At 74.2% G+C, this 25,259-nt stretch carries 22 protein-coding genes; 15 read left to right on the top strand and 7 right to left on the bottom strand.

Going from position 1 to position 25,259, the window contains the following annotated elements; translation table 11 throughout:
* Positions 1-3: 3 nt before the first annotated feature.
* From pepN to A4V12_RS13195, 6 genes are all read left to right on the top strand, one after another.
* Complete coding sequence (gene pepN / locus A4V12_RS13220) at positions 4-2,568, top strand: aminopeptidase N (RefSeq protein WP_064069494.1); 2,565 nt, start codon at positions 4-6, stop codon at positions 2,566-2,568.
* A 297-nt stretch (positions 2,569-2,865) separates the two neighbouring features.
* Positions 2,866-4,437, top strand: a complete 1,572-nt coding sequence (locus A4V12_RS13215; protein ID WP_064069493.1) for a sensor histidine kinase — start codon at positions 2,866-2,868, stop codon at positions 4,435-4,437.
* Positions 4,434-4,841 (top strand): roadblock/LC7 domain-containing protein, encoded by a 408-nt coding sequence (locus tag A4V12_RS13210; protein ID WP_064069492.1) that lies wholly within the window; start codon positions 4,434-4,436, stop codon positions 4,839-4,841. The genes A4V12_RS13215 and A4V12_RS13210 overlap by 4 nt, the downstream gene beginning before the upstream one ends.
* The gene (locus A4V12_RS13205; protein ID WP_064069491.1) at positions 4,838-5,215 is read left to right on the top strand and encodes a DUF742 domain-containing protein; all 378 of its coding nucleotides are present in this window, start codon (positions 4,838-4,840) and stop codon (positions 5,213-5,215) included. Before A4V12_RS13210 ends, A4V12_RS13205 begins: the two co-directional genes overlap by 4 nt.
* Positions 5,196-5,816: a GTP-binding protein gene (locus A4V12_RS13200; RefSeq protein WP_064069490.1), complete on the top strand. Its 621-nt coding sequence runs from the start codon at positions 5,196-5,198 to the stop codon at positions 5,814-5,816. The genes A4V12_RS13205 and A4V12_RS13200 overlap by 20 nt, the downstream gene beginning before the upstream one ends.
* 124 nt (positions 5,817-5,940) lie before the next feature.
* Positions 5,941-6,567 (top strand): TetR/AcrR family transcriptional regulator, encoded by a 627-nt coding sequence (locus A4V12_RS13195; RefSeq protein ID WP_064069489.1) that lies wholly within the window; start codon positions 5,941-5,943, stop codon positions 6,565-6,567.
* A 37-nt stretch (positions 6,568-6,604) separates the two neighbouring features.
* On the opposite strand, the gene A4V12_RS13190 is transcribed toward A4V12_RS13195, so the two are convergent.
* The 3 genes from A4V12_RS13190 to A4V12_RS13180 are packed head-to-tail and all read right to left on the bottom strand — an operon-like array spanning position 6,605 to position 9,437.
* The gene (locus tag A4V12_RS13190) at positions 6,605-7,507 is read right to left on the bottom strand and encodes a LysR family transcriptional regulator (RefSeq protein ID WP_064069488.1); all 903 of its coding nucleotides are present in this window, start codon (positions 7,505-7,507) and stop codon (positions 6,605-6,607) included.
* 10 nt (positions 7,508-7,517) lie between these two features.
* Positions 7,518-8,456, bottom strand: a complete 939-nt coding sequence (locus tag A4V12_RS13185; protein ID WP_064069597.1) for a DMT family transporter — start codon at positions 8,454-8,456, stop codon at positions 7,518-7,520.
* Between the two features lie 54 nt (positions 8,457-8,510).
* Positions 8,511-9,437, bottom strand: coding sequence for an EamA family transporter (locus tag A4V12_RS13180; protein ID WP_064069487.1), 927 nt, complete (start codon positions 9,435-9,437; stop codon positions 8,511-8,513).
* A 105-nt stretch (positions 9,438-9,542) separates the two neighbouring features.
* Here A4V12_RS13180 and A4V12_RS13175 point away from each other — a divergent pair, with 105 nt between their 5' ends.
* Positions 9,543-10,055 carry a MarR family winged helix-turn-helix transcriptional regulator gene (locus A4V12_RS13175; protein WP_064069486.1) on the top strand — a complete coding sequence of 171 codons (513 nt, stop codon included), beginning with the start codon at positions 9,543-9,545 and terminating at the stop codon, positions 10,053-10,055.
* A 141-nt stretch (positions 10,056-10,196) separates the two neighbouring features.
* Here the strand turns inward: A4V12_RS13175 and A4V12_RS13170 are convergent, their stop codons facing one another.
* Genes A4V12_RS13170 through A4V12_RS13160 form a run of 3 tightly spaced genes read right to left on the bottom strand, consistent with a single transcriptional unit; the run spans position 10,197 to position 12,826 of the window.
* Complete coding sequence (locus A4V12_RS13170) at positions 10,197-10,424, bottom strand: hypothetical protein (protein WP_064069485.1); 228 nt, start codon at positions 10,422-10,424, stop codon at positions 10,197-10,199.
* Between the two features lie 20 nt (positions 10,425-10,444).
* Positions 10,445-12,556, bottom strand: a complete 2,112-nt coding sequence (gene malQ / locus A4V12_RS13165; RefSeq protein ID WP_064069484.1) for a 4-alpha-glucanotransferase — start codon at positions 12,554-12,556, stop codon at positions 10,445-10,447.
* Entirely contained in the window at positions 12,557-12,826 is a 270-nt protein-coding gene (locus A4V12_RS13160; RefSeq protein ID WP_064069483.1) for a hypothetical protein, read from the bottom strand.
* Between the two features lie 269 nt (positions 12,827-13,095).
* Between A4V12_RS13160 and A4V12_RS13155 the strand changes: the two genes are divergently transcribed.
* Entirely contained in the window at positions 13,096-16,086 is a 2,991-nt protein-coding gene (locus A4V12_RS13155; protein WP_064069482.1) for a beta-N-acetylglucosaminidase domain-containing protein, read from the top strand.
* 246 nt (positions 16,087-16,332) lie between these two features.
* Here the strand turns inward: A4V12_RS13155 and A4V12_RS13150 are convergent, their stop codons facing one another.
* A complete protein-coding gene (locus A4V12_RS13150) occupies positions 16,333-16,866 on the bottom strand; it encodes an HNH endonuclease (RefSeq protein WP_064069481.1) in 534 nt (177 codons plus the stop codon).
* Between the two features lie 211 nt (positions 16,867-17,077).
* Between A4V12_RS13150 and A4V12_RS13145 the strand changes: the two genes are divergently transcribed.
* From A4V12_RS13145 to A4V12_RS13115, 7 genes are all read left to right on the top strand, one after another.
* A complete protein-coding gene (locus A4V12_RS13145) occupies positions 17,078-18,166 on the top strand; it encodes a mechanosensitive ion channel family protein (RefSeq protein WP_423550903.1) in 1,089 nt (362 codons plus the stop codon).
* A 200-nt stretch (positions 18,167-18,366) separates the two neighbouring features.
* Positions 18,367-19,539, top strand: a complete 1,173-nt coding sequence (locus A4V12_RS13140; RefSeq protein WP_064069595.1) for an ROK family transcriptional regulator — start codon at positions 18,367-18,369, stop codon at positions 19,537-19,539.
* Between the two features lie 211 nt (positions 19,540-19,750).
* Positions 19,751-21,079: an ABC transporter substrate-binding protein gene (locus A4V12_RS13135; RefSeq protein ID WP_064069480.1), complete on the top strand. Its 1,329-nt coding sequence runs from the start codon at positions 19,751-19,753 to the stop codon at positions 21,077-21,079.
* Positions 21,076-22,017 carry a carbohydrate ABC transporter permease gene (locus A4V12_RS13130; protein WP_064069479.1) on the top strand — a complete coding sequence of 314 codons (942 nt, stop codon included), beginning with the start codon at positions 21,076-21,078 and terminating at the stop codon, positions 22,015-22,017. The genes A4V12_RS13135 and A4V12_RS13130 overlap by 4 nt, the downstream gene beginning before the upstream one ends.
* 5 nt (positions 22,018-22,022) lie before the next feature.
* The gene (locus A4V12_RS13125) at positions 22,023-22,904 is read left to right on the top strand and encodes a carbohydrate ABC transporter permease (RefSeq protein WP_064069478.1); all 882 of its coding nucleotides are present in this window, start codon (positions 22,023-22,025) and stop codon (positions 22,902-22,904) included.
* Between the two features lie 12 nt (positions 22,905-22,916).
* A complete protein-coding gene (locus A4V12_RS13120) occupies positions 22,917-24,182 on the top strand; it encodes a 6-phospho-beta-glucosidase (RefSeq protein WP_064069594.1) in 1,266 nt (421 codons plus the stop codon).
* Positions 24,173-25,156, top strand: coding sequence for an N-acetylglucosamine kinase (locus A4V12_RS13115; protein ID WP_064069477.1), 984 nt, complete (start codon positions 24,173-24,175; stop codon positions 25,154-25,156). Before A4V12_RS13120 ends, A4V12_RS13115 begins: the two co-directional genes overlap by 10 nt.
* Positions 25,157-25,259: the final 103 nt, after the last annotated feature.

The following is a 25,259-nucleotide window of genomic DNA, read 5'->3' as shown; positions in this document are numbered from 1 at the left end:
CGGGTGCCTGGCACGAACCTGACCCGTGAAGAGGCCCAGCGGCGGGCGGAGCTGCTGAGCGTGGACTCGTACGAGATCGACCTCGATCTCCGTGGCGCGCAGGAGGACGCGACCTACCGGTCCGTGACCACCGTGCGCTTCGACTCCGCCGAAGAGGGGGCCGGGACCTTCATCGACCTGGTGGCCCCCGCCGTCCACAAGGTCACGCTGAACGGGCACGACCTCGACGTGGCGGCCGTCTTCCGGGACTCGCGGATCACGCTGAAGCACCTGAAGCAGGGCCGCAACGAGCTGACGGTCGTCGCCGACTGCGCGTACACCAACACCGGCGAGGGCCTGCACAAGTTCGTCGACCCGGTCGACGACCAGGCGTACCTCTACACCCAGTTCGAGGTGCCGGACGCGCGGCGGGTGTTCGCGAGCTTCGAGCAGCCGGACCTGAAGGCCACGTTCCGGTTCACCGTGAAGGCGCCGTCCGGCTGGACGGTCATCTCCAACAGCCCGACCCCGGAGCCCGAGGGCGACGTCTGGGCCTTCGAGCCGACGCCGCGCATCTCGACGTACATCACCGCCCTGATCGTGGGCCCGTACCACGCGGTGCACAGCACGTACGAGGGCCCGGACGGGCAGGTCGTGCCGCTGGGCATCTACTGCCGCCCGTCGCTGGCCGAGTACCTGGACGCGGACGCGATCTTCGAGGTGACGCGGCAGGGCTTCGACTGGTTCCAGGAGAAGTTCGACTACGCGTACCCCTTCGCCAAGTACGACCAGCTCTTCGTGCCCGAGTTCAACGCGGGCGCCATGGAGAACGCGGGCGCGGTCACCATCCGCGACCAGTACGTCTTCCGCTCCAAGGTGACGGACGCGGCGTACGAGGTGCGCGCCGAGACGATCCTGCACGAGCTGGCGCACATGTGGTTCGGCGACCTGGTCACCATGGAGTGGTGGAACGACCTGTGGCTGAACGAGTCGTTCGCCACGTACACCTCGATCGCCTGCCAGGCCGCGGCGCCCGGCTCGCGCTGGCCTCACTCGTGGACGACGTTCGCCAACTCGATGAAGACCTGGGCGTACCGGCAGGACCAGCTGCCGTCCACGCACCCGATCATGGCCGAGATCAACGACCTGGACGACGTCCTGGTCAACTTCGACGGCATCACCTACGCCAAGGGCGCCTCCGTCCTCAAGCAGCTGGTGGCGTACGTCGGCGAGGACGCCTTCTTCCGGGGCGTGCAGGCCTACTTCAAGCAGCACGCGTTCGGCAACACCCGCCTGTCGGACCTGCTGGGCGCGCTGGAGGAGACCTCCGGGCGGGACCTGCGGACCTGGTCGAAGGCATGGCTGGAAACGGCCGGCATCAACATCCTCCGCCCGGAGATCGAGGTCGACGGCGACGGGGTGATCACCTCCTTCGCGGTCCGGCAGGAGGCCCCCGCGCTGCCGGCCGGCGCCAAGGGCGAGCCCGTGCTGCGCCCGCACCGGATCGCGATCGGCCTGTACGACCTTCAGGACGGCAAGCTGGTCCGCACCGACCGGCTGGAGCTGGACGTCACGGCGACCGGGCGGACCGAGGTGGCCCAGCTGGTGGGCCGGCGGCGCCCGGCCGTGGTGCTCCTCAACGACGACGACCTGTCGTACGCCAAGGTCCGCCTGGACGAGGTGTCGCTGGAGAACGTCACCAGGCACCTGGGTGACTTCACCGAGTCGCTGCCGCGCGCCCTGTGCTGGGCGTCGGCCTGGGACATGACGCGGGACGGCGAACTGGCCACCCACGCGTACCTGGAGCTGGTGCTCTCCGGCATCGCCAAGGAGTCCGACATCGGCGTGGTGCAGTCGCTGCACCGCCAGGTGAAGCTCGCCCTGGACCTGTACGCGGCACCCGACCGGCGCGAGGCGGCGCTGGGGCGCTGGACCGAGGCCACCCTCGCCCACCTGCGCACCGCGGAGCCGGGCAGCGACCACCAGCTGGCGTGGGCGCGGGCGTTCGCGGCGACCGCCCGTACGCCGCAGCAGCTGGACCTGCTGTCGGGCCTGCTGGAGGGCACGGAGACGATCGACGGGCTGGTCGTCGACACCGAGCTGCGCTGGGCGTTCGTGGAGCGGCTGGCGGCCACGGGCGTGTACGACGAGGCGGAGATCGCCGCCGAGTACGAGCGGGACCGGACGGCGGCCGGTGAGCGGCACGCGGCGACCGCGCGGGCGGCCCGGCCGACCGAGGAGGCCAAGGCCGAGGCGTGGGCGTCGGTGGTGGACTCCGACAAGCTGCCGAACGCCGTGCAGGAGGCGGTGATCGGCGGCTTCGTGCAGACCGACCAGCGCGAGCTGCTGGCCCCGTACACCGAGCGGTTCTTCGCGGTGGTCAAGGACGTCTGGGAGTCCCGCTCGCACGAGATGGCCCAGCAGATCGCGGTCGGGCTCTACCCGGCGCTCCAGGTGTCGCAGGAGACCCTGGAGGCGACGGACGCCTGGCTCGCGAGCGCCGGGCCGAACGCGGCGCTGCGGCGCCTGGTGTCGGAGTCGCGCTCCGGGGTGGAGCGCGCGCTGAAGGCCCAGGCCGCCGACGCGTAGGCGAGACATCGGGGTGACGCGCCCCGGACCCGGTCGCCCGGGTCCGGGGCGTCTTCGTGCCGGGGCGTCTTCGTGCCGGGGCGTCTTCATGCCGGGGCGTCTTCATGCCGGGGCGGCCGGGTGCGGTCGGGGGACGGCGCGGCGGCGGTCCGGTGGACGGCCCGGTGGCGGCCTTGGGGGGAGGGGGCGGCGGCGGTCCGCATGCTGACCCACTGTCAAGAGGCGTGCTCAACAACCGATAAGCTTCCGGGCCGTTGTGTCCTTTGATCTTTCGCTTTCGATCGTTTGAGGGTTCTGATGGTTCGAGAGGGATCGTCGCCCGGTAGTCCAGGGCCCGCCTCACCCGTCATATGGGCGTTGCCCGCCATCGTGATCGCAGCGGGCACCGCCGTCGCCGTGGCCCTGGTCTCCGCACCGGCCCGCACCCCGGTCGCCTGGCTCGGGGCCGCCGCGTTCGCCGCGGTCGCGCTCGCCTGCGGTACGGCGGCCAGGCGCGGCCGGGAGCTGGCGCACCTGCGGGCCACGACGGCCGAGCAGCGGTCGGCCCTCGCCCGCCAGGAGGCCGAGACGGTACGGCTCGCCGACACGCTCCTGCCGGACGTGGTGCGGCGGCTGCGCGAGGGCGAGTTCCCCGAGGACGTCCTCGCCTCGCTGGAGGCGCCCGACGCCTACGGGCCCGGCCTCACCCCGGAGTTCCGGGCGGCCCACCTGGCGGTCCTGCGCTCCGTGCTGGACGCCGTGGTCGCCGAGGAGGACCTGCGCGAGTCCGCGCAGCGGGCCTTCGTGAACATCGCCCGCCGCGTCCAGGCCATCGTGCACCAGCAGGCGCAGGAGCTGCGCGAGATGGAGGACCGGCACGGCCAGAGCCCCAGCGTCTTCGGCGACCTGCTGCGGCTCGACCACGGCACCGCGCTCATCGGCCGGCTCGCCGACTCCATCGCCGTGCTCGGCGGTGCGCGGCCGGGCCGCCAGTGGAACAGGGCCGTGCCGCTCTACAGCGTGCTGCGCGGCGCGATGTCCCGGATCATCGACTACCAGCGCGTGGAGCTGCACTCGGTCTCCGAGGTCGCCGTCGTCGGCCCCGCCGTCGAGCCCCTCATCCACGCGCTGGCCGAGCTGCTCGACAACGCCACCCGCTACTCCCCGCCGCAGACCCGGGTCCACCTCACCGCGGTGGACGTGAACGCCGGCATCGCCATCGAGATCGAGGACGGCGGCGTGAGCATGAGCGAGGAGGCCCGCGACCGGGCCGAGCGCATGCTCCGCCAGGCACAGCAGGGCATCGACCTCAACGACCTGGGCGAGACGCCGCGCCTGGGCCTCGCCGTGGTGGGCCGGCTGTCGCAGGCGTACGACTTCCAGGTGTCGCTGCGCTCGTCGGCGTACGGCGGTGTCCGCGCCGTCCTCGTCGTCCCGCAGGAACTGATCACCACCACCTCCGCCGCGACGGGCATCGCCCACGGCATCGGCACCTCCTCCGGGCCCCGCGGAGCCCTCGCGCCGTCCGCCGGGTCCGCCGCCGCCACGCCCGCCGGCCCCTCCCGCACGGTCACCGGTCCGTCCGGCACCGACGCGCCCGTCGTGACCGAGCGGACGCCCAGCGGCCTGCCGCAGCGGCGCCGCAAGACCCGTGTGACGGCACCGGCGGCCCCCGCCGCCTCCGACGGGGCCCCGGAGACCACGGGCACCACCACGACCACCCGGACCGCGACCACGACGGCACCCACCGGGCCGGAGCAGGCACCCCAGGTGCAGCCCGGCATGTGGCTGGCCGCCTTCCAGAGCGGCCTGTCCGGGGAACGCCAGACCGGCGCAGACCAGAACAGCGACGCCTCGCCGGCCTCGGCGAGCAAGGGGGAACAGCCATGAGTCAGCAGCGGCCCGACATGGACTGGATGCTCAAGGACCTGGCCGAGAGCGTTCCGCAGACCCGCCACGTCATCGTGCTCTCCGCCGACGGCCTGCGCATGGCCCAGTACGGCACCGAGACCGACACCGCCGACCGGCTGGCCGCCGCCTGCGCCGGCCTCCAGAGCCTCGCCGGCGCGGTCGCCGCCGAACTCCCGCACAGCGAGGGCCGGATGCGGCTCGTCGTGATCGAGATGGACGGCGGTTTCTTCTACCTGATGGCGGCCGGCGCGGGGGCCTACCTCGCCGTCCTGGCCGGCGAGGGCGTCGACGCGGGCCTGATGGGCCAGCGGATGCGCGACCTGGTGGCACGGATCGGAGAGCATCTCAGCAGCCCGCCCCGCCGCGACGGGCAGCCCGCGTGAGCGACCCGGGCCACCGGAGCGGTGCGGGCCACGACTGGGAGGACGGCAGTCCCGAGCGGCTCTACGTGATCACCGGTGGGCGCAGCGGTTCATTAGCGTCCGGCGAACTGGACCTGGTCACACTGATCGTGGCCAGGTCGGCGCCCCGGGCCGGTATGCAGCCCGAACACGCGGCGATCATGCGGATGTGCCGGGCTCCGCTGTCGGTGGCCGAGATCTCCGCGTACCTCTCCCTGCCGGTGAGCGTGGTGACCGTCCTGGTGGGCGACCTGCTCGCCGGCGGGGACGTGCTGGCACGCGCGCCCGTCGCCCGCGCCCAACTCCCCGACCTGGCACTGATTGAGGCAGTGATCGATGGACTTCAGAAGCTCTGAGCCACCCTCCGGGCCGTCCCTGGCGGACGCCCTGCCGGAGACGACCACCGCCGCGGTCAAGGTGGTGATCGTCGGCGGCTTCGGGGTGGGCAAGACCACCCTCGTCGGCTCGGTGAGCGAGATCCGGCCGCTGACCACCGAGGAGACGATGACCCAGGCCGGGGTCGGCATCGACGACACGGCGGGCGTGGAGCGCAAGAGCTCCACCACCGTGGCCATGGACTTCGGCCGGATCAGCATCAACGAGGAACTGGTGCTGTACCTCTTCGGCACACCCGGCCAGGAGCGCTTCTGGTTCCTGTGGCGCGGGCTGTTCGAGGGCGCGCTCGGCGCGGTGGTCCTGGTGGACACCCGCCGGCTGGAGGTCAGCTTCGACGTGATCGGCAGGCTGGAGGAGCGCGGCGTGCCGTTCGTCGTCGCCGTCAACTCCTTCCCCGGGGCGCCCGAGCACCCCCTGGAGGAGCTGCGGGCCGCCCTCGACCTGCCCGGCTCCGTGCCGATCGTCGTGTGCGACGCCCGTCGGCGCGACTCCAGCCGCGACGTCCTGATGACGCTGATGCGCTACCTGCACTCCCTCGCCGTGACCCCGGAGGCCTCGTGACCTTGCCGTACGGGCAGACGTCGCTGTCGCGGCCGGCGAGGCGGCCGGCCGCCCCGGTGCGGGCCTGGACCGGGATGCGGGACGGAAACGGATAGCTATCCGTTACGGGGTCTATGCTGGGTACATGGACGCGCCGCAGCCGCAGCACGGGGACCGTCCGGGACGCGGCCCTCGCACCGGGCGGGCCGAGCGGGCCGACGCCGCCGGCAACCGGCGCAGGATCCTGGAGGCCGCCGCGCGGATCGTCGCCGAGAAGGGCCCGGACGCGCTGACGATGAACGCCGTCGCCCACGAGACCGGCATCGGCGTGGGAACGGTCTACCGCCGCTTCGGGGACGTCGCCCAGCTGCTGTTCGCGCTGCTCGACGAGCGGGAGAAGCGGTTCCAGGAGGCGTTCATGACCGGCCCGCCGCCCCTGGGCCCCGACGCACCGCCCCTGGAGCGGCTGCGCGCCTTCCTGCACGCCCTCGCCGACCGGGTCACCGACCAGCTGGACCTGATGCTCGCCGCCGAGACGGCCGCGCCCAGCGCCCGCTACAGCAGCGGGGCGTACGCGACCATGCACACGCACGTGACGGTGCTCGTCACCCGCGTCCGGCCCGAGGGCGACGCCGCGCTGCTGGCGCACATGCTGCTCGCCCCGTTCGTGCCGAGCCTGACGCACCATCTGACCCGTGACGGCGGGCGGACGGTGGACGAGATCAAGGCGGCCGCGGACGACCTGCTCCTGGGCCTCGCCCGGCCGCGCTGACCGGCCGGCGGCCCACCGCCGCGCCGCCGCCCACCCCCTACCGCCGCGCCGCCGCCTCCCGCAGCGCCGCCAGCAGCCGGGCCACCGCCGGGGCCGTCTCCGCGCCCCGGCGCACCGCAGCCACGACGTGCCGGCGCGGCTGGTCCGCCTCCAGGACCCGCATCACCACCCCCGACGCCCGCTCGGCCGCCGCCATGCGGGGCACCAGCGCGATGCCCATCCCGGCCTCCACCATCGCGAGGATGGCCGTCCACCCGGCGGCCGAGTGCGCCTGCTCCGGCACGAACCCGGCCGCCTCGCACGCCGCCCGGGTGATCTCCGACCACGGCCCGCTGCCCCCGAAGATCCACCGCTCCCCCGACAGGTCGGCCAGCCGCAGCCCGGGCGCCCCCGCCAGCGCGTGACCCGCCGGGAGGGCCACGTCCAGCGGGTCGGCGAGCAGCGGTACGCGGCTGAACCGCGGGTCACGGGCCGTCGGGGCGTGCGCCGCCAGTGACAGCGCCAGGTCCACCTGCCCGGCCGACAGCAGTTCGTACGCCTCGGCGGCCTCGGCCTCCCGGACCCGCACCTCCAGGCCCGGGTGCGCGGCGCGCAGCCGCAGCACGGCCGGCACGACCAGCGCGGGGACCGCGGTGGAGAACGCCCCCACCCGCACCTCCCCGGCGTCGCCCCGCAGGTAGCCCGTCAACTCGGCGTCCGCCCGCTCCAGTTGCGCGAACACCGCCTCGGCGTGCCGCAGCACCAGGTGCGCCGCGTCCGTGAGCCGCACCCGCCGGCCGTCCGCCTCCAGCAGCCTGACCCCGAGCTGCTTGGAGAGGTTGGTCAGCTGCTGGGACACGGCGGAGGGGGTCATCAGCAGCGCCTCCGCGGTCGCGGTCACCGTCCCCCGGTCGCGCAGGGTGCGAAGGACATGGAGCTTCTTGACGTCCCACTCGGTCATGTCCCGCAACCTACCCGCGGCCGCCCCCGCGGCCGGCCCGGGCCGTCCCGAGGACCACGCCGCCCAGGACCAGCGCCATGGACAGGATCCGCGCCGGCCCCGTCTCCTCGCCGAGCAGTGCGCCGGCCAGCAGCGCCACGCACACCGGCTGGAGATGGTAGACGACCCCCGCGCGGGCCGCGCCGATCAGCGCGACGGCCTTGTTCCAGGCGAAGAAGGCGACGGCGGAGGAGAAGACGCCGACGTACACCAGGGGGCCTCCCGTCCCTGCCGTGGGCTCGAACCCGCCCTGGAGGACGAGGCTCACCGCGTACGCCGGCAGGAGCATCAGCGCGCCGGCCACGAAGGTGGCGAGGAGGAAGGCCGGTCCGCCGAGCGCGGCGGGCCGCCGCCTCAGCAGGGCGCTGTAGGAGGCGAAGCAGACGGCGGCGGCGACGATCCACAGGTCGCCGGGCGCCGGGTCCGGCACCGGGGACCCATTGCCGACCAGGAGGAGGACACCGGTGCAGGCGATCAGCATGCCCGTGACGCGGCGCGCGCCGAGGTGGGCGCCGCCGAGCCGTTCGTACACCGCCATCAGGACGGGGGAGGCGGCCATGACCATGCCCATGGTGCCGGCGGAGGTGGTGAGACCGGCCTGGTTGACGAGGGTGTTGTAGAGGGTCACCCCGAGCAGGGCGGCGAGGGTGACGAAGCCCGCGTGGCGCCGGATCAGGCGGCGCCGGCGCCAGGCCGCGCGGCCGGCGAAGGGGGCGACGGCGAGGATCGCGACGATCCAGCGCCAGAAGGCGGCCTGGACCGGCGGCACGGAGTCGTGCAGGGCGCGGGAGGTCACGAAGCTGCCCGACCAGACGACCGTCGCGAGGGCCGCGAGGAGGAGGCCGGGGCCGGCGAGCCGGACCCCCGCGCCGCTCGCGCTCCCCGCTCCGCCGACACCGGTCCGGTCCAGGACTGCCACGGTCTCCCCCGCCTCTCTCCCCCTCGCGGGGCTCGGTCACGGGGACTACCGTCGCAGCGCTCGATCCGTCAGGTCCATCGAAACTTTCTGACTGTTTTCTTCAGCTGAGCTGAACGTTCGGTGGGGCGTCCACTGCCCGGCGAGCGTCGCCCCGAAGGCGATGGCCATCCCGGCCAGCTGCACGGGCCCCAGCGCCTCCCCCAGCGCCAGCCACCCGATGACGGCCGCGGTGATCGGCGAGAGCGGCCCGAGGAGCGTGACGGAGGTGGCGGGCAACCGTTCGATGCCGCGCAGCCAGAGCCAGTACGACACGGCGGTGTTGGCGAGGGCGAGGTAGGCGTAGCCGGCGGCGCCCCGCCCGTCGAGGGCCGGCGGCGCGCCCTCCACCAGGAAGGCGACCGGTGCGATCAGCAGCCCGCCCGCGGTGAGCTGCCAGCCCACCATCGCCAGCGGGCCCACTCCTCGCGGCCGCCCCCAGCGCTTGGTGAGCACCGTGCCCGCCGACATGGACGCGGCCGAGGCGAGCCCGGCGGCCACCCCCACGGCATCGAACGCCGCACCCGCCCGGAGGACGACGAGGCTGACGCCGAGGGCGGCGGCGACGGCGGCGAGCAGGGCGCGCACGGTCGGCCGCTCGCCGAGCACCAGCGCGGCGAGGCCGACGACGAAGAGCGGCCCGGCGGAGCCGACGACGGCGGCGACCCCGCCCGGCAGGCGGTAGGCGGCCAGGAACAGCAGGGGGAAGAACGCTCCGATGTTGAGCGCCCCGAGCACCGCCGCACGCCACCACCATGTGCCGTGCGGCAGCGTCCGGGTGAGCGCCAGCAGCGCCAGCCCGGCGGGCAGGGCGCGCATCAGGCCGGTGAACAGCGGTCGGTCGGGCGGGAGGAACTCGGTGGTGACCGCGTAGGTCGACCCCCAGGAGATCGGCGCGAGGGCGGTGAGCCCTATGACGGCGGCTTTCCGGGACATCGGACGTCCCCCTTCAGTAGCTCGGCACTAAGTAGCTTAGCGCTAAGCTACTTAGCGTCAAGCAACTTTCTTGCGAACGAGGGAAACCGGCTCCAGACTGCGTCCATGACCTCCGCGACACCCGCGCCCCAGGACCCCGTCGACGCGATCACCGCCCAGTGGGCGCTCGTCCGCCCCGACCTGGAGACCGTGCCGATGGCCGTCTTCGGGCGGATCTACCGGCTCAGCAGCGCCATCGGCGCCCGCATGGACAAGGCGTACGCGCGCTTCGGCATCGCGCGCGGCGAGTTCGACGTCCTGGGGACCCTGCGGCGGTCGGGCGAGCCGTACACGCTGTCGCCGCGGGAGCTGTCCGCGACGCTGATGCTGACGACCGGCGGGATGACCGGCCGGCTGGACAAGCTGGAGCGGGCGGGGCTCCTCTCCCGCAGCCCCGATCCGCACGACCGGCGCGCCCTGCGGGTGACGCTCAGCGACCGCGGCCGCGAGCTGGTGGACGAGGCCGTGGCGGCCGGGCTCGCGGTCCAGCGGGAGGCCCTGGAGTCCGCCCTGGACGACGAGGAGGCGGAGCTGCTGAGCGGCCTGCTGCGCAAGCTGATGACGGCGACCGGCGCCTGACGGCGGGGCGGCCCCGGAGAACGCCGAAGGCCCGGACGGTACGGGGTACCACCCGGGCAGGGGCGTGAGCCGGCGGTGTCCTCCGGGGCGCCCCCGGAGGCGGACGGACCTCTCAGGAGGTCCCGCCCGCCGGCCCGCGGGTCAGACCTTCTTGGACTTGTCCAGCACCATCACGAGGCCCGCGATCACGGCGAAGAGCACGATCGGGGCGGCGACGTACAGACCGAGGGTCTCGGCCAGGCTCAGGCCGGAACCCGGGTCGTCACCGTCGTCGCGGGTGAGCGCGAGCGCGGGGGACGACATGAGCAGCATCATCAGCGTCGTACCGGCCGCGACGGCGCCGGCGCGCAGGGCGTTCTTCTTGTCCACGGTGCAAACGTAGCGAACGCCTAAAGACCCCGCGCGCCCGGGGGTGCCGTCGACGGCCGCAGCACCTCCATCAGGGCGTGCAGGCGCGGCGAGACGGCCAGCTCCTCCAGGGTGACGGGCCTGCCCTCGGCGTCGGCCACGGGCAGCCGCCAGTTCGGGTACTGGTCCCAGGTGCCGGGCAGGTTCTGCGGGCGGCGGTCGCCCACCGCGTCCGGCAGCCACACCCCGGCCATCCGGGCGGGGGTGCGGCGCAGGAACCGGTAGACCGCGCGGATCTCGGCCTCCTCGTCGCGCGGCCCCTCCTCCAGCAGTCCCAGCCCGCGCAGGTACGCCAGCCACTCGGCGACCTCCTCGGCGTCCTCCGCCCGCTCCTCCTCCAGGGGGCGGGCGAGCAGCCCGAGCCGGTGGCGCAGCTCGACGTGCTCGCCGGTGAGCCGGGCCGCGGTGGACGGCAGGTCGTGCGTCGTGGCGGTCGCCACGCAGTCCGCCCGCCACGTGCCGGGCGCCAGCGGCCGCCGCGTGCCCTCCCAGTCCCGCTCGAACCAGAGCACCGACGTGCCGAGGACACCGCGCCGCTGGAGCGACTCCCGTACGCCCGGTTCGACCGTGCCGAGGTCCTCGCCGATCACGACGGCGCCCGCGCGGTGGGCCTCCAGGACGAGGACGGCGAGCATGGCCTCGGCGTCGTAGCGGATGTACGTCCCCTCCGTGGGCCGGCGCCCCGCGGGCACCCACCACAGCCGGAACAGCCCCATGACGTGGTCGATGCGCAGCGCGCCCGCGTGCCGCAGCAGGCCGCGCAGCAGGTCCCGGTAGGGGGCGTAGCCGGAGGCGGCCAGCGCGTCGGGGCGCCAGGGCGGCAGGCCCCAGTCCTGGCCGTGGGCGTTGAACGCGTCCGGCGGGGCGCCCACCGACATGCCGGGGGCGAACGCGTCCGCCTGCGCCCACGCGTCGGCGCCGTCCGGGTGCACGCCGACCGCCAGGTCGTGGACGATCCCGACCGGCATTCCGGCCTCCCGGGCGGCCCGCGCGGCGGCGCCCAGCTGCTCGTCGGTGAGCCAGGCGAGGCGGCAGTGGAAGTCGACGCGGTCGGCCAGCTCGTCGCGCTCCCGCGCGGTGGCGGCCGAGCGCGGGTCGCGCAGGCCCTCGGGCCACTGCCGCCGGTCGGCGCCGTACCGCTCGGTGAACGCGCACCAGGTGGCGTGGTCCAGCAGGGCCTGGCCCTGTCCGGCGCGGAACTCCCGCAGGGCGGCCTGCCGGCCGGGCCCGAGCGGGACGCGCCGCAGCACCTCCAGGGCCTGTCGCTTCAGCACCCACACCGCGTCCCGGTCGATCAGCTCGCCCTTGCGCAGCACCCCTTCGCGCAGCTCCGCCGCGCGCCCGGTGAGCGCGTCCAGCTCGGCGCGGTCCTCCCCGGCCGCGTACGCGTACTCGGGGACGTCCTCGATCCGCAGGTGGACCGGGTCGGGGAAGCGCCGGGAGGAGGGGCGGTAGGGGGACGGGTCGGTGGGCGTGCCCGGCACGGCCGCGTGCAGCGGGTTGACCTGGACGAACCCGGCCCCCAGGTCGCGGCCCGCCCAGGCGGCCAGTTCCCGCAGGTCGCCCAGGTCGCCCATGCCCCAGGACCGGCCCGACAGCAGCGAGTACAGCTGGACCAGCACGCCGTACCCGCGCCCGGGAGGCTGCGGTACGCGCGCGGGGGCGACGATCAGCGTGCTCCGCCCGGTGCGCCCGTCACGGGCCCGGACGTCGAGCCGGTGGACGCCCACCGGGAGCCGCTCCCAGCGGGGCGTACCGGAGATCTCGTCGCCGTGCTCGGTCGTGATCCGCACGTCGGTGCCCGGCGGGAGCGAGGTCAGCGGGCGCGGCAGCCCCGGCGGGCGGCCGGGCGGCTGCGCCCCGTCGTCCGGGTCGTCCTGCCACAGGACCAGCGTCGGCGGGAGCAGCCGCGCGTCCCTGGCCGCCTCGGTGGCGGCGAGGGACGCGCGCAGCGCCTCCGGCGTGGCGGCGTCGACGTCCAGGGCGGCGAGGACCTCCACCACCGTGGCGTCGGAGACCGGGACGGTGACGCCCGCGGACGGGGAGTACGCGGTGGCGACACCGTGCAGCGCGGCGAGCCGGGCAAGGGTCATTCAGGCTCCTGGGGACTCCGGTCCGCCGGCCGTGCGGTGCGCGGTCGGCTCGCTGGTCAGGGGGGTGAAGTCGGTCAGCGCGGGTTCGCTGGTCAGGGGGGTGGCGTCGGCGAGCGGCGGCTCGCTGGTGAGCGGGGCGCCCGCGGCGGGCAGGCCGGTCAGGGGGCAGAAGCCGGGGCCGTGCCCGGTGGCCGGCGGGTCGGTGACGGGTGCGGGACCCGGGACCTGTTTGGAGAGGGCGGAGAGCAGGAGCTGGGCGGAAGCGGCCACGGTGGCCTCCCTGTGAAGGTGACAGTGGGACACAGCAGCCCTACCCAGCGGGCGGCGACACATCCGCGGAACGTGGCGCCGGTCACATCGCCTTCGTGTCACGGGAGTTGGACCGCCCCCCGTGACCCGGTAGGCAAATACGACACAACGGCCACGCACATTGACACCTTCGGCGAGTCGGTGGTGGGCTCGAAACCGACCGGTTCAGCCATTGCTCCGGCCACCGGCAAAGCTACTCGCAGAACAACGAAAGACGAGGGGAGACGCGCGTGCAGTTCGGGCGCTTCGGCCGCGGAAAGCGGACCGCGACGGCCGTCGCCGTCGCCGTGATCGGTGGCCTCCTGGGCGGCGCCCCCGGTGCGCTGGCCGCGCCCGGCGGCCCCGGCTCCCCCACCACGACCGCGCCCGGGCAGGGCGGGGCCGCCGTGCCGCCGGTGTGGCCGCGCCCGCAGTCCCTCCGGGCGGGCGGTGCCGCGGTGCCCCTCGGCGACGAGGTGACGATCCTCACGGAAGGGGGCGCCGACCCGTACGCCGTGGCGGCGCTGGAGGGCGTCCTGCGCGAGGCGGGCGTGCGCACGGTGTACACCGGGCCGGACGGGCGCGGGCCCGTCGTGCTGCTGGGCGGCGCCGGGGCGCAGCACGCCCTGCGGGCGCTGCGGGCGCCCGAGCGGGGCGACCTCCCGGCGGGCGGCTACCGGATCGCCACCGGCCGGTACGAGGGCCGGGACACGGTCGCCGTGGACGGCGTCGGCGGGGACGGCCTCTTCCACGCCGTGCAGACGCTGCGCCAGCTCATAGCCGCCGACCGGACGGTGCCCGGGGTCCTGGTGCGGGACTGGCCGGGGACGGCCGTGCGCGGCATGACGGAAGGTTTCTACGGCCGCCCCTGGAGCCACGCGCAGCGGCTGGCCCAGCTCGACTTCATGGGCCGCACCAAGCAGAACCGGTACCTCTACGCGCCCGGCGACGACCCCTACCGGCAGGCGCAGTGGCGCGAGCCCTACCCGGCCGCGCAGCGGGCCGAGTTCCGGGAGCTGGCCGACCGGGCGCGGCGCAACCACGTGACGCTGGCCTGGGCCGTGGCGCCCGCCCAGTCGATGTGCCTGGCCTCGCAGGACGACATGACGGCGCTCAGGCGCAAGGTCGACGCCATGTACGCGCTCGGGGTGCGGGCGTTCCAGGTGCAGTTCCAGGACGCCTCGTACGACGAGTGGCACTGCTCGCGGGACGCCGACACCTTCGGTTCCGGCCCCGCCTCGGCGGCGCGGGCCCACGCGCGCGTGGCCTCGGATCTGGCGCGGCACCTGGCGGACCGGTACCCGGACGCGCAGCCCCTGTCGCTGATGCCGACCGAGTACTACCAGGACGGCGCCACCGAGTACCGCACGGCGCTCGCCGCGGAGCTGGACGACCGCGTGCAGGTGGCGTGGACGGGGGTCGGCGTGGTGCCCCGGACGATCACCGGCCGCGAACTGGCGGGCGCCCGCGACGTGTTCGACCACCCGCTGGTCACCATGGACAACTACCCGGTCAACGACTACGCCCAGGACCGCGTCTTCCTGGGGCCGTACATGGGCCGCGAGCCGGCCGTCGCCGCCGGTTCCGCCGCGCTGCTGGCGAACGCGATGGAGCAGGCGACCGCGTCCCGCATCCCGGTCTTCACCGCCGCCGACTACGCCTGGAACCCGAAGGGCTACCGCCCCGGGGAGTCCTGGCACGCCGCGCTGGACGACCTGGCGGGCGGCGACCCGGCGGCCCGGGCGGCGCTGCACGCCCTGGCCGGGAACGACGCCTCCTCGATCCTGCTGCGCACCGAGTCGGCGTACCTGCGGCCGCTGCTGGCCGAGTTCTGGCGTGCCCGGGCGAGCACGACCGCCGACGCGGCGGCCCGGGACCGGGCGGCGGGCCGGCTGCGGGCGGCGTTCGGCGTGATGCGGGAGGCGCCCGAGCGGCTGGCCGGCACGGCCGGCGGCCTGCTGGACGACGAGGTGCGGCCCTGGCTGGAGCAGCTGGCGCGGTACGGCGGCGCGGGCGAGGCGGCGGTCGACATGCTGCAGGCGCAGGCGCGCGGTGACGGGGCGGGCGCCTGGCGTGCCTCGCTGGAGCTGGAGCGGCTGCGGGGAGAGCTCGCGGCGAGCCCGGTCACGGTCGGCGAGGGGGTGCTGGACCCGTTCCTGAAGCGGGCGGTCGAGGAGGGTGCACGGTGGACGGGCGCGTCGCGCGACGCGGGCACGGTGGGCCGGGAGAACGGGGCGTACACCGTGCGTCTGGACCGGGCCCGGCCGCTGGACACGGTCACGGCGATGACGGTGCCGGGCGGGGCGCACGCCGGGAGCGGCTCCGTGGAGGCCCATGTGCCCGGTCAGGGGTGGCGCCCGCTGGGCACCCTGTCGGGCAGCGGCTGGACGCAGGCGGCGGCGCGGGGGGTGACGGCGGACGCCGTCCGGATCAGCTGGACCGGCCGGTCCCCCGGCGTCCGGGCCCTGGTCCCCTGGTTCGCGGACGAGCCGCAGGCCCGCCTGGACCTGCCGCACGCGGAGACGGACGCGGTGATCGGCGGCGCCCCGCGCCGGGTGAACGCGGTGCTGGCGGCGCAGCGGCCCGGTGAGGTGCAGGGCGCGCTCACGGCGAAGGCGCCCAAGGGCCTGAAGGTCACCGTGCCGAAGCGGACCACCGTCCCGCGCGGCACGGCGGCCACGGTGCCGGTCGACATCACCGTTCCGGCGGGCACCCCGTCGGGCGACTACCGGGTGCCGCTGTCCTTCGCGGGCCAGGAGCGCACCTTGACGGTCCGCGCCTACCCGGCGACCGGCGGCCCCGACCTGGCCCGGACGGCGACGGCGTCCTCGTCGGGCGACGAGACCGCCGACTTCCCCGCCTCGGCGGCGGTCGACGGCGACCCGGAGACGCGCTGGTCCTCCCCGGCGGAGGACGGCGCCTGGTGGCAGCTGGAGCTGCCGCGGCCGGTCCGGCTGGGTCAGGTGGTGCTGCACTGGCAGGACGCCCACGCGGCGAAGTACCGGGTCCAGGTGTCGGCCGACGGCCGCGTGTGGCGCACGGCGGCGACCGTGCGGGACGGGAAGGGGGGCCGGGAGGCGATCCGCATGGACGCCCCGGACACCCGCTTCGTCCGCGTCCAGGGCGACGCGCGGGCGACCGAGTACGGCTACTCGCTGTTCTCGGTCGAGGCCTACGCGGTCACGGCCCCGCCCCCCGCCAGGACGCCCGGAGCCACCCCGGGGGCCACCCCCGGCGAGTGAGGCGGAGGGGCGCCGCGGGTGCCGGGAGGGAGAACGCGCGCAGGCCCCCGAGGCACGAGGGGGCCGAGCACGATCGACCGCCGGCACACGCCCCCCCGGCGCCCCGGAGCCGAACCTGACCGGCGTGGCGGAGGGGCGCCGCGGGTGCCGGGAGGGAGAACGCGCGCAGGCCCCCGAGGCACGAGGGGGCCGAACACGATCGACCGCCGGCACACGCCCCCCGGCGCCCCGGAGCCGAACCGGGTCCTAGGACACTCTGTCGATGCGGGCCATGGCGTCGTCGGCGCCGTACGGCTGGAGGTAGGGCAGCCAGCGCGGGTCGCGGTGGCCAGTGCCGATGATCCGCCAGGCCAGGCCGGTCGGCGGGGCGGGCTGCTGGTGGAGCCGCCAGCCCAGTTCCCGCAGGTGCCGGTCGGCCTTGACGTGGTTGCAGCGGCGGCAGGCCGCCACGACGTTCTCCCAGGCGTGCTGTCCGCCGCGGCTGCGCGGCACGACGTGGTCGACGCTGGTTGCGACGCCACCGCAGTACATGCAGCGCCCGCCGTCGCGGGCGAACAGGGCTTTGCGGGTCAGAGGAACGGGCCCCCGGTAGGGGACCCGTACGAACCGCTTGAGGCGGACCACACTGGGGGCCGCCATGGCACGGGTCGCGCTGTGCATGAAGGCGCCGGATTCCTCGAGGCAGATGGCCTTGTTCTCGAGGACGAGGACGAGCGCGCGGCGGAGCGGTACGACGCCGAGGGGCTCGTACGACGCGTTGAGGACCAGGACATGCGGCACGGATGCCTCCTATAACGCCGGCGGCGCGTGGCTCGCGCCGGGACGATCTGCTCTCAGTCTCTCCTCATGCCAGGTCGAAGCGCCACCACGTACCGGTAACGGGCCCGAAGTGTTTTCGACCACACCCCGATCATCCCCAGGTGAGACGCACCTCTCCCTCGAACATGGCAACGAACCACCCTCGATGAGCCGTTAAATGTAATTGGTCCGCTTGTCCATCCTGGAGGTTCCCGCCGTGCTCTGGTCCGCCGTTCCGGCTGCCGACCCCACACCCGCGCCGGTGACGCTCGACGAAGCCGCGAAGCAGGCCGGCGAGGCCGCCGGCTGGGTCGAGCAGAACTGGTCCACCTGGCTGAGCACCGGTCTGCGCATCCTGCTGATCCTGGTGGTGGCCGTGGTGCTGCGGCACCTGGTCCGCCGTGCCCTGACCAAGCTCATCGAACGCATGAACCGCAGTGCCCAGGCGGTCGAGGGGTCCGCCCTGGGCGGTCTGCTGGTCAACGCCGAGCGGCGCCGGCAGCGCTCCGAGGCCATCGGCTCGGTGCTGCGCTCGGTCGCCTCGTTCCTGATCATGGGCACCGCCGGCCTGATGATCCTCGGCGCGTTCAACGTGAATCTGGCGCCGCTGCTGGCGTCGGCCGGTGTCGCCGGTGTGGCGATCGGTTTCGGTGCCCGGAACCTCGTCACGGACTTCCTCTCCGGTGTCTTCATGATCCTGGAGGACCAGTACGGGGTCGGTGACTCGGTGGACGCGGGGGTCGCCTCGGGCGAGGTGATCGAGGTGGGGCTGCGCGTGACGAAGCTGCGCGGCGACAACGGTGAGATCTGGTACGTCCGCAACGGCGAGATCAAGCGGATAGGCAACCTGAGCCAGGGCTGGTCGACGGCGACGGTCGACGTGACGGTCCGCCCGACCGAGGACCTGGACCGGGTCAGCACGGTGATCAGCGAGGTGGGCGAGAACCTCGCCAAGGAGGAGCCCTGGAACGAGCGCCTCTGGGGGCCGGTCGAGGTGCTGGGTCTCACCGAGGTGCTGCTGGACTCCATGACGGTCCGGCTCGCCGCCAAGACGATGCCGGGCAAGTCCCTGGGGGTCGAGCGCGAGCTGCGCTGGCGCATCAAGCGGGCCTTCGACGAGGTCGGCATCCGCATCGTGGGCGGCCTTCCCGCGGTCCCGGCCGAGGACGGCCCCGCGGACCCGACGGCGTCCATGGCGCCCCCGTCGGCCTTCGCCTCGACCACGTCGCCGCAGTCGGTCGCGGCGACCCCGCTGAACCCGCCGCCGAACCTGACGAAGTAGCACCGGTGGCCGAAGGGCGCCCCCGCCGACACCGGCGGGGGCGCCCTTCGTCGTGGCCGGAGAAGGTCTTGACGGGTACCTGACGCCCGCCGTAGCGTCTGCCCACCGCGAAAGTAAGGTTTCCCAACAGTTGGCAGGTGCACCCTCTCGTGACCGCGACCTCCGGGAACACCCCCGGCACGCCCCGCGTCCTGCGGGCCATGAACGACCGGGCCGCGCTCGCCCTGCTGCTGGAGCACGGGCCGCTGTCGCGGACCCGGATCGGGAAGCTGACCGGCCTGTCCAAGCCGACCGCCTCGCAGCTGCTCGCCCGCCTGGAGGCCGCCGGGCTCGTCGTGGCGACCGGGGTCACCGAGGGGCGTCCGGGGCCGAACGCGCAGTTGTACGCCGTCAACCCGCGCGCCGCCCACGCCGCCGGGCTCGACGTGAACCCCCGGCGCATCCGCGCGGCTGTCGCCGACGTGACCGGGGCGGTGGCCGGCGAGTTCGAGCTGCCGACCCCGAAGAAGGCCGCGGGCGACGTCGTACGGCAGGTGACCGACGCGCTGGACGGGGCCGTGAAGGCGGCCGGGATCACCCGGGGCGAGGTGCACCGGCTGGTGATCGGCACCCCCGGGGCGTTCGACCCGTCGACCGGGCGGCTGCGGTACGCGTCCCACCTGCCGGGCTGGCACTCCCCCACGCTGCTGGACGAGCTGGCGGCGGCCCTGCCGATGCCGGTCGAGTACGAGAACGACGTGAACCTGGTGGCGGTGGCCGAGCAGCGGCTCGGGGCGGCCCGGGGGCACGACGACTTCGTCCTGCTGTGGAACGAGGAGGGGCTGGGCGCCGCGCTCGTGCTCGGCGGACGACTGCACCGCGGGTTCACCGGCGGCGCCGGCGAGGTCGGCTTCCTGCCCGTGCCGGGAGCGCCGCTGGTGCGCCGGGTCACCCGGGCCAACAGCGGCGGCTTCCAGGAGCTGGCGGGCGCCCAGGTGCTGGCCCGGCTGGCGCGCGAGCACGGCGTCGAGGACCTCCCGCGGGGGCAGCACGCCGAGGTCGCCGCCGCCCTCGTCCGGCGGGCGGCGCAGGAGGCGGGGGACGGCGGCACCGGCCCGTACGCCGGGCTCCTCGACTCCTACGCGACCGGCCTCGCCACCGGCCTCGCGTCGCTGGTCGCCGTCCTCGACCCCGAGCTGGTGGTGCTGTCCGGCGAGGTGATCGTCGCCGGCGGGGAGGCGCTGCGCGCACGCGTGGCGGCCGAGCTGGGCGAGCTGGCCGCGTCCCGGCCGAGGCTCGTCATCGGCGGCGTACAGCGGCACTCCGTGCTGCGCGGCGCGCTGGAGAGCGCGCTGGCCGCCACCCGCGACGAGGTCTTCGACACCTCGCGCTGACCCGCACCCGCCGCGGACCGCGCCCGGCGCCTCGGCACCGTCCCCGGGCCATCTCCCCGAGCCCGCCGGAGCACCCCGAACACCGCCGCTCCCTCCCGGAGCCCCGTCCATGAGCCGAGCACCCGAAGCACCCCGAACCCCCTCCCCGAGCACCGCCTCACAGCACCGCCCTCACAGCACCGCGCCGAGAACGAACCAGGGAGACACCGCCATGAACCGCACAGCCGCCGGGGCGCTCGCCTCGGCCGCCGTCATAGCCCTGCTCACCTCCGCCTGCACCGGATCGGCCGGATCGGCCGCGAGCGACGACCCGAACGCCCGGGTCACCCTGACCTTCTGGCACGGCTGGTCGGCGCCCGCCGAGGTGAAGGCGGTCGACGCCGGCATCGAGCGGTTCGAGGCCGCCCACCCCAACGTCACGGTGAAGGCCGTCCCGAACGTCACCGACGACAAGATCCAGCAGGCGCTCCGGGCCGGCGGCTCCCACGCTCCCGACGTGGTGTCGTCGTTCACCACCGACAACGTGGGCAAGTTCTGCTCCTCCGGGGCGTTCGCCGATCTCGCGCCGTTCATCGAGAAGTCGGGCATCGACCTGGAGAAGACCTTCGCGAAGCCGCGCCTGGACTACACCCGGTTCGAGGGCAGGCGCTGCGCACTGCCGCTGCTCGGCGACGCGTACGGGCTGTACTACAACAAGGACGCCTTCCGGAAGGCGGGCATCACGGCGCCGCCGAAGACCTGGAGCGAGTTCGACGAGGCCGCCGTGAAGCTGACGAAGCCGAAGGGCGACTCGTACGAGCAGCTCGGCTTCATGCCCACCTTCCACGGCTACGAAAGCACCCCGGGCCACCTCGTCGCCCAGTGGAGCCCGACGTACTTCGACAAGGACGGCAGGTCGGGCATCGCCACGGACCCGGCCTTCGCCGCCATGTTCACCTGGCAGAAGAACCTGGTCGACAAGCTGGGCGGCTTCGCGAAGCTGGAGAGGTACCGCAACACCTTCGGTGACGAGTGGGGTGCCAAGCACCCCTTCCACACCGGGCAGGTGGCCATGCAGCTCGACGGCGAGTGGCGGCTCGGCATGGCCACCGACGCCAAGGTGCCCTTCGAGGTCGGCGTCGCTCCGCTGCCCGTCCCCGACGAGCAGGCCGGCGACCACGGCAAGGGGTACCTCTCCGGCACCATCGTGGGCATCGCCTCCACCAGCCGGAAGCAGAACGCCGCCTGGGAACTGGTGAAGTACCTGACCACCGACACCGACGCGGTCGTCGGCCTCGCCAACGAGCTGCGCAACGTGCCCTCCACGCACGCCGCCCTCGCCTCTCCGAAGCTGAAGCTCGACCCCCGCTTCCGGACGTTCCTGGACATCGCCCGGCACCCGAAGTCCAACACCACCCCCGCGTCGGTCAACGGCGGCGCCTACCAGGTCACCCTCCAGGAGTTCGGCTACCTGCACGAGGCGGGGAAGGTGCCCGACCTGAAGGCCGGGCTGCGCAGGACGGCGGAGCAGATCGACACGGACATCGAGAAGGCGAAGTGACGGTCCGCACGCTCCGCGCGAAGCGCACCCGCGGCGCGCTCAGGACCGTCGCCTTTCTCTCCCCCTGGCTGGTCGGCTCCGGCGTCTTCTTCGCCTACCCGCTGGTGTCGGCCGTGTACTTCTCGTTCATGGACTACGACGGGTTCCGGGCGCCCGTCTTCAACGGTCTGGAGAACTGGCGTTACGTCCTCGCCGACTACCCGGCCTTCTGGCCGTCGATGGCGAACACCCTGTGGCTGGTGGCCGTCATGGTCACCTGCCGGGTCGTCTTCGGACTGGGCGTGGGGCTGCTGGTCACCAGGATCAAGACGGGGGCGGGGGTCTTCCGGACCCTGTTCTACCTGCCCTGTCTCGCCCCTCCGGTCGCGGCCACCCTCGGCTTCGTCTTCCTGCTCAACCCGGGTACGGGCCCGGTCAACGCGATCCTCGCCGACCTGGGCCTGCCGGCCCCCGGCTGGTTCAACGACCCGGCCTGGTCCAAGCCCGCGCTGACCGTGCTCGCGGTGTGGGGCGTCGGCGACCTGATGGTCATCTTCATGGCCGCCCTGCTCGACGTGCCGAAGGAGCAGTACGAGGCGGCCGAGCTGGACGGGGCGTCGGCCCGGCAGCGCTTCCGCCACGTGACCCTGCCCAACATCTCCCCGATCGTGCTCTTCGCCGTCGTCACCGGGGTCATCCAGACGATGCAGTACTACACGCAGCCCCTGGTCGCCGGGAAGGTCGCCTCGGGCGTCATCGGCAACAGCGGCCAGCAGTTCGAGCCGGGATACCCGGAGAAGTCGACGCTGACGCTGCCGCAGCTCGTGCACAACCTCGGCTTCCAGCGCTTCGACTACGGATCGGCCTGCGTCGTCGCGCTGGTGCTGTTCGCCCTCTCCATGGCGTTCACCGCACTGCTGATGCGGCGGCGCGGCGGCCTCCTCCAGGCGGGTGACTGACCACCATGACGTACGCTCCCCGGGCCCTCCCGAAGGCCACGCCCGCCGCGCGCACGGCCCGCCGCGGGGCGGTGCTGCACTGGATCGCCGTGCACGCGCTGGGCGTCGCGGCGGCGCTGTTCTTCGTGCTGCCGTTCGTCTTCCTCCTCCTCACCTCGCTCATGAGCGACCAGCAGGCCCTCACCCGCGACCTCACCCCCGACACCTGGGAGTGGGGCAACTACGCGCGGGTGTGGAACACCCCCGGTTTCCTGACCTGGTGGCGCAACACCCTCCTGTACGCCGGGCTCGGCACCCTGCTGACCGTCCTGTCGTCGGTCCCCGTCGCCTACGCGCTCGCGAAGTTCCGCTTCCGGGGCCGTCGCCTCGCGCTGATGCTGGTCGTCTCGATGATGATGCTGCCGCCGCAGGTGGTGATCATCCCGATGTACCTGTTCTGGGCGAAGCAGCTGGACCTGTCGGGCTCGCTGTGGCCGCTGATCGTCCCGATGGCGTTCGGCGACGCGTTCTCCGTCTTCCTGCTGCGGCAGTTCCTGCTCACCATCCCCGGCGAGTACCTGGACGCCGCGCGGGTCGACGGCTGCGGCGAGCTGCGCACGCTCCTGCGGGTGGTCCTGCCCATGGCCCGGCCGGGCATCGCCGCCGTGGCCCTGTTCCAGTTCTTCTACGCGTGGAACGACTACTTCGGGCCGCAGATCTACGCGTCGGAGAACCCGGCCGCCTGGACCCTCAGTTACGGCCTGGAGTCCTTCAAGGGGGCGCACCACACCGACTGGAACCTGACGATGGCCGCGACCGTGCTGGTCATGGCCCCCGTGATCCTCGTCTTCTTCCTCGCCCAGCGGGCGTTCGTCGAGGGCGTCACGCTGACCGGAGTGAAGGGTTAGAACGGTATGGGCATGAAACTTGCGGTGATCGGGGGCGGCTCCACGTACACCCCCGAGCTGATCGACGGGTTCGCGCGGCTGCGCGACACCCTCCCCGTCGCCGAACTGGTCCTCGTCGACCCGGCCGCCGACCGGCTGGAGCTGGTCGGCGGGCTGGCCCGGCGGATCCTCGCCAAGCAGGGCCATGACGGGCTCGTCACGACCACCTCCGACCTGGACGCGGGGGTCGACGGCGCCGACGCCGTCCTGCTCCAGCTGCGCGTCGGCGGGCAGGCCGCCCGGCAGCGCGACGAGACCTGGCCGCTGGAGTGCGGCTGCGTCGGGCAGGAGACCACCGGCGCGGGCGGGCTCGCCAAGGCGCTGCGCACGGTGCCGGTGGTGCTGGACATCGCCGAGCGGGTGCGGCGGTCCAACCCGCGCGCCTGGATCATCGACTTCACCAACCCGGTGGGGATCGTGACCCGCGCCCTGCTCCGGGCCGGCCACCGTGCCGTGGGGCTGTGCAACGTGGCCATCGGGTTCCAGCGGAGGTTCGCTCGGCTGCTGGACGCCGAACCGGGCGCGGTGCACCTGGACCACGTCGGGCTCAACCACCTGACGTGGGAGCGCGGGGTGCGGCTCGGCGGGCCGGAGGGGGCGGACGTCCTGCCGCGGCTGCTCGCCGAGCACGGCGACGCCCTCGCCGCCGACCTGCGGCTGCCGCGGGCCCTCCTCGACCGGCTGGGCGTCGTCCCCTCGTACTACCTGCGGTACTTCTACGCGCACGACGAGGTCGTCCGCGAGCTGGGCACGAAGCCCTCGCGGGCCGCCGAGGTGGCCGCGATGGAGCGGGAGCTGCTGGCGATGTACGGCGACCCGGCGCTGGACGAGAAGCCGGAGCTGCTCGCGAAGCGGGGCGGCGCCTTCTACTCGGAGGCGGCGGTGGACCTGGCGGCGGCCCTGCTGGGCGGTGGCGGGCCGGCGACGCAGGTGGTCAACACGTACAACGCCGGGACGCTGCCGTTCCTGCCGGACGACGCGGTGATCGAGGCGCAGGCCGCGGTGGACCCCTCCGGTGCCTCGCCGCTGGCCGTGCCGGAGCTCGATCCGCTGTTCGCGGGGCTCGTCGCGGCCGTCACGGCGTACGAGGACCTGGCGCTGGACGCGGCGCTGCGCGGCGGGCGGGACCGGGTGTTCAAGGCCCTGCTGGCGCATCCGCTGGTCGGCCAGTACGCGCTCGCCGAGGGGCTGACCGACCGGTTGATCGCCCACAACCGGGAGCACCTGCCGTGGGCGTGACGGCCGCCGTCCTCGCGATCGACGCGGGCAACAGCAAGTCGGACGTGGCGTTCGTCGGCGAGGACGGCGCGGTCCTCGCCGCGTCGCGCGGGCCGGGGTTCCAGCCCCCGCTGACGGGTGCCGATGCGGCGCTGGACGTGCTCGGGGACACCGTCCGGGCGGCGCTCGACTCGGCGCCGGTGCCGATCGGCCGGGTACGGCACGTGTCGGCGTGCCTGGCCAACGCCGACTTCCCCGCGGAGGAGGCGGAGTTGGCCGCCGCCCTGCACGCGCGCGCGTGGGGGCGGACCGCCGAGGTGCGCAACGACACGTTCGCGATCCTGCGGGCGGGTGTCGACGAGCCGCGCGGGGTCGCCGTCGTCTGCGGCGCGGGCATCAACTGCGTGGGCATGCTGCCCGACGGGCGGACCGCCCGCTTCCCGTCGATCGGCCGGATCTCCGGCGACTGGGGCGGGGGTTCGGGGCTCGCCGAGGAGGCCATGTGGTGGGCGGCGCGCGCGGAGGACGGCCGCGGCGAGCCGACGGCCCTGGCCCGGGCCCTGCCGGAGCACTTCGGCCTGGCCTCGGTGTACGCGCTCGTCGAGGCGCTGCACCTGGGGCGGATTCCGGCCGGGCGGCGGCACGAGCTGACGCCGGTGCTGTTCGCGGTGGGCGCCGCGGGCGACCCGGTCGCGCGGGCGCTGGTGGACCGGCAGGCCGACGAGGTGGTGGCGATGGCGACGGTCGCCCTGGACCGGCTGGGGCTGCTGGACGCGGAGGTCCCGGTGCTCCTCGGGGGCAGCGTCCTGGCGGCCCGGCACCCGCGGCTGAACGGGCGGATCACCGAACTGCTGGCCGTCAAGGCGCCGAGGGCCCGCGTCCACGTGGTGGCCGAGCCGCCGGTGCTGGGCGCGGCGCTGCTGGGGCTGGACCGCCTGGGGGCTCCGGCAAAGGCCCGGGACCGGCTGCGGGCGCACTACGCGCGGCGGCCCTGACGGGGAACCGACGGGGTCGGGGTGACGTATAGAGAGTGGGGAGAGCGAGGGGTGGTGCGGCGGGGCGGCGGGCACGATAGCAACAAGATCGAGTCAAGCCCGG

Source organism: Streptomyces noursei, assembly GCF_001646665.1.
Taxonomy (GTDB): Bacteria; Actinomycetota; Actinomycetes; order Streptomycetales; family Streptomycetaceae; genus Streptomyces; species Streptomyces lavendulocolor.
The sequence above is the reverse complement of the archived record's forward strand: the minus strand, read 5'-3'. Positions and strand labels throughout refer to the sequence as shown.

Excerpts from the sequence above, each read along its gene's own strand:
- A4V12_RS13215 (WP_064069493.1), top strand. The coding sequence starts at position 2,866 with ATGGTTCGAGAGGGATCGTCGCCCGGTAGTCCAGGGCCCGCCTCACCC.
- A4V12_RS13210 (WP_064069492.1), top strand. The coding sequence starts at position 4,434 with ATGAGTCAGCAGCGGCCCGACATGGACTGGATGCTCAAGGACCTGGCC.
- A4V12_RS13200 (WP_064069490.1), top strand. The coding sequence starts at position 5,196 with ATGGACTTCAGAAGCTCTGAGCCACCCTCCGGGCCGTCCCTGGCGGAC.
- A4V12_RS13195 (WP_064069489.1), top strand. The coding sequence starts at position 5,941 with ATGGACGCGCCGCAGCCGCAGCACGGGGACCGTCCGGGACGCGGCCCT.
- A4V12_RS13190 (WP_064069488.1), bottom strand. The coding sequence starts at position 7,507 with ATGACCGAGTGGGACGTCAAGAAGCTCCATGTCCTTCGCACCCTGCGC.
- A4V12_RS13180 (WP_064069487.1), bottom strand. The coding sequence starts at position 9,437 with ATGTCCCGGAAAGCCGCCGTCATAGGGCTCACCGCCCTCGCGCCGATC.
- A4V12_RS13175 (WP_064069486.1), top strand. The coding sequence starts at position 9,543 with ATGACCTCCGCGACACCCGCGCCCCAGGACCCCGTCGACGCGATCACC.
- malQ (WP_064069484.1), bottom strand. The coding sequence starts at position 12,556 with ATGACCCTTGCCCGGCTCGCCGCGCTGCACGGTGTCGCCACCGCGTAC.
- A4V12_RS13140 (WP_064069595.1), top strand. The coding sequence starts at position 18,367 with ATGAACGACCGGGCCGCGCTCGCCCTGCTGCTGGAGCACGGGCCGCTG.
- A4V12_RS13135 (WP_064069480.1), top strand. The coding sequence starts at position 19,751 with ATGAACCGCACAGCCGCCGGGGCGCTCGCCTCGGCCGCCGTCATAGCC.
- A4V12_RS13125 (WP_064069478.1), top strand. The coding sequence starts at position 22,023 with ATGACGTACGCTCCCCGGGCCCTCCCGAAGGCCACGCCCGCCGCGCGC.
- A4V12_RS13120 (WP_064069594.1), top strand. The coding sequence starts at position 22,917 with ATGAAACTTGCGGTGATCGGGGGCGGCTCCACGTACACCCCCGAGCTG.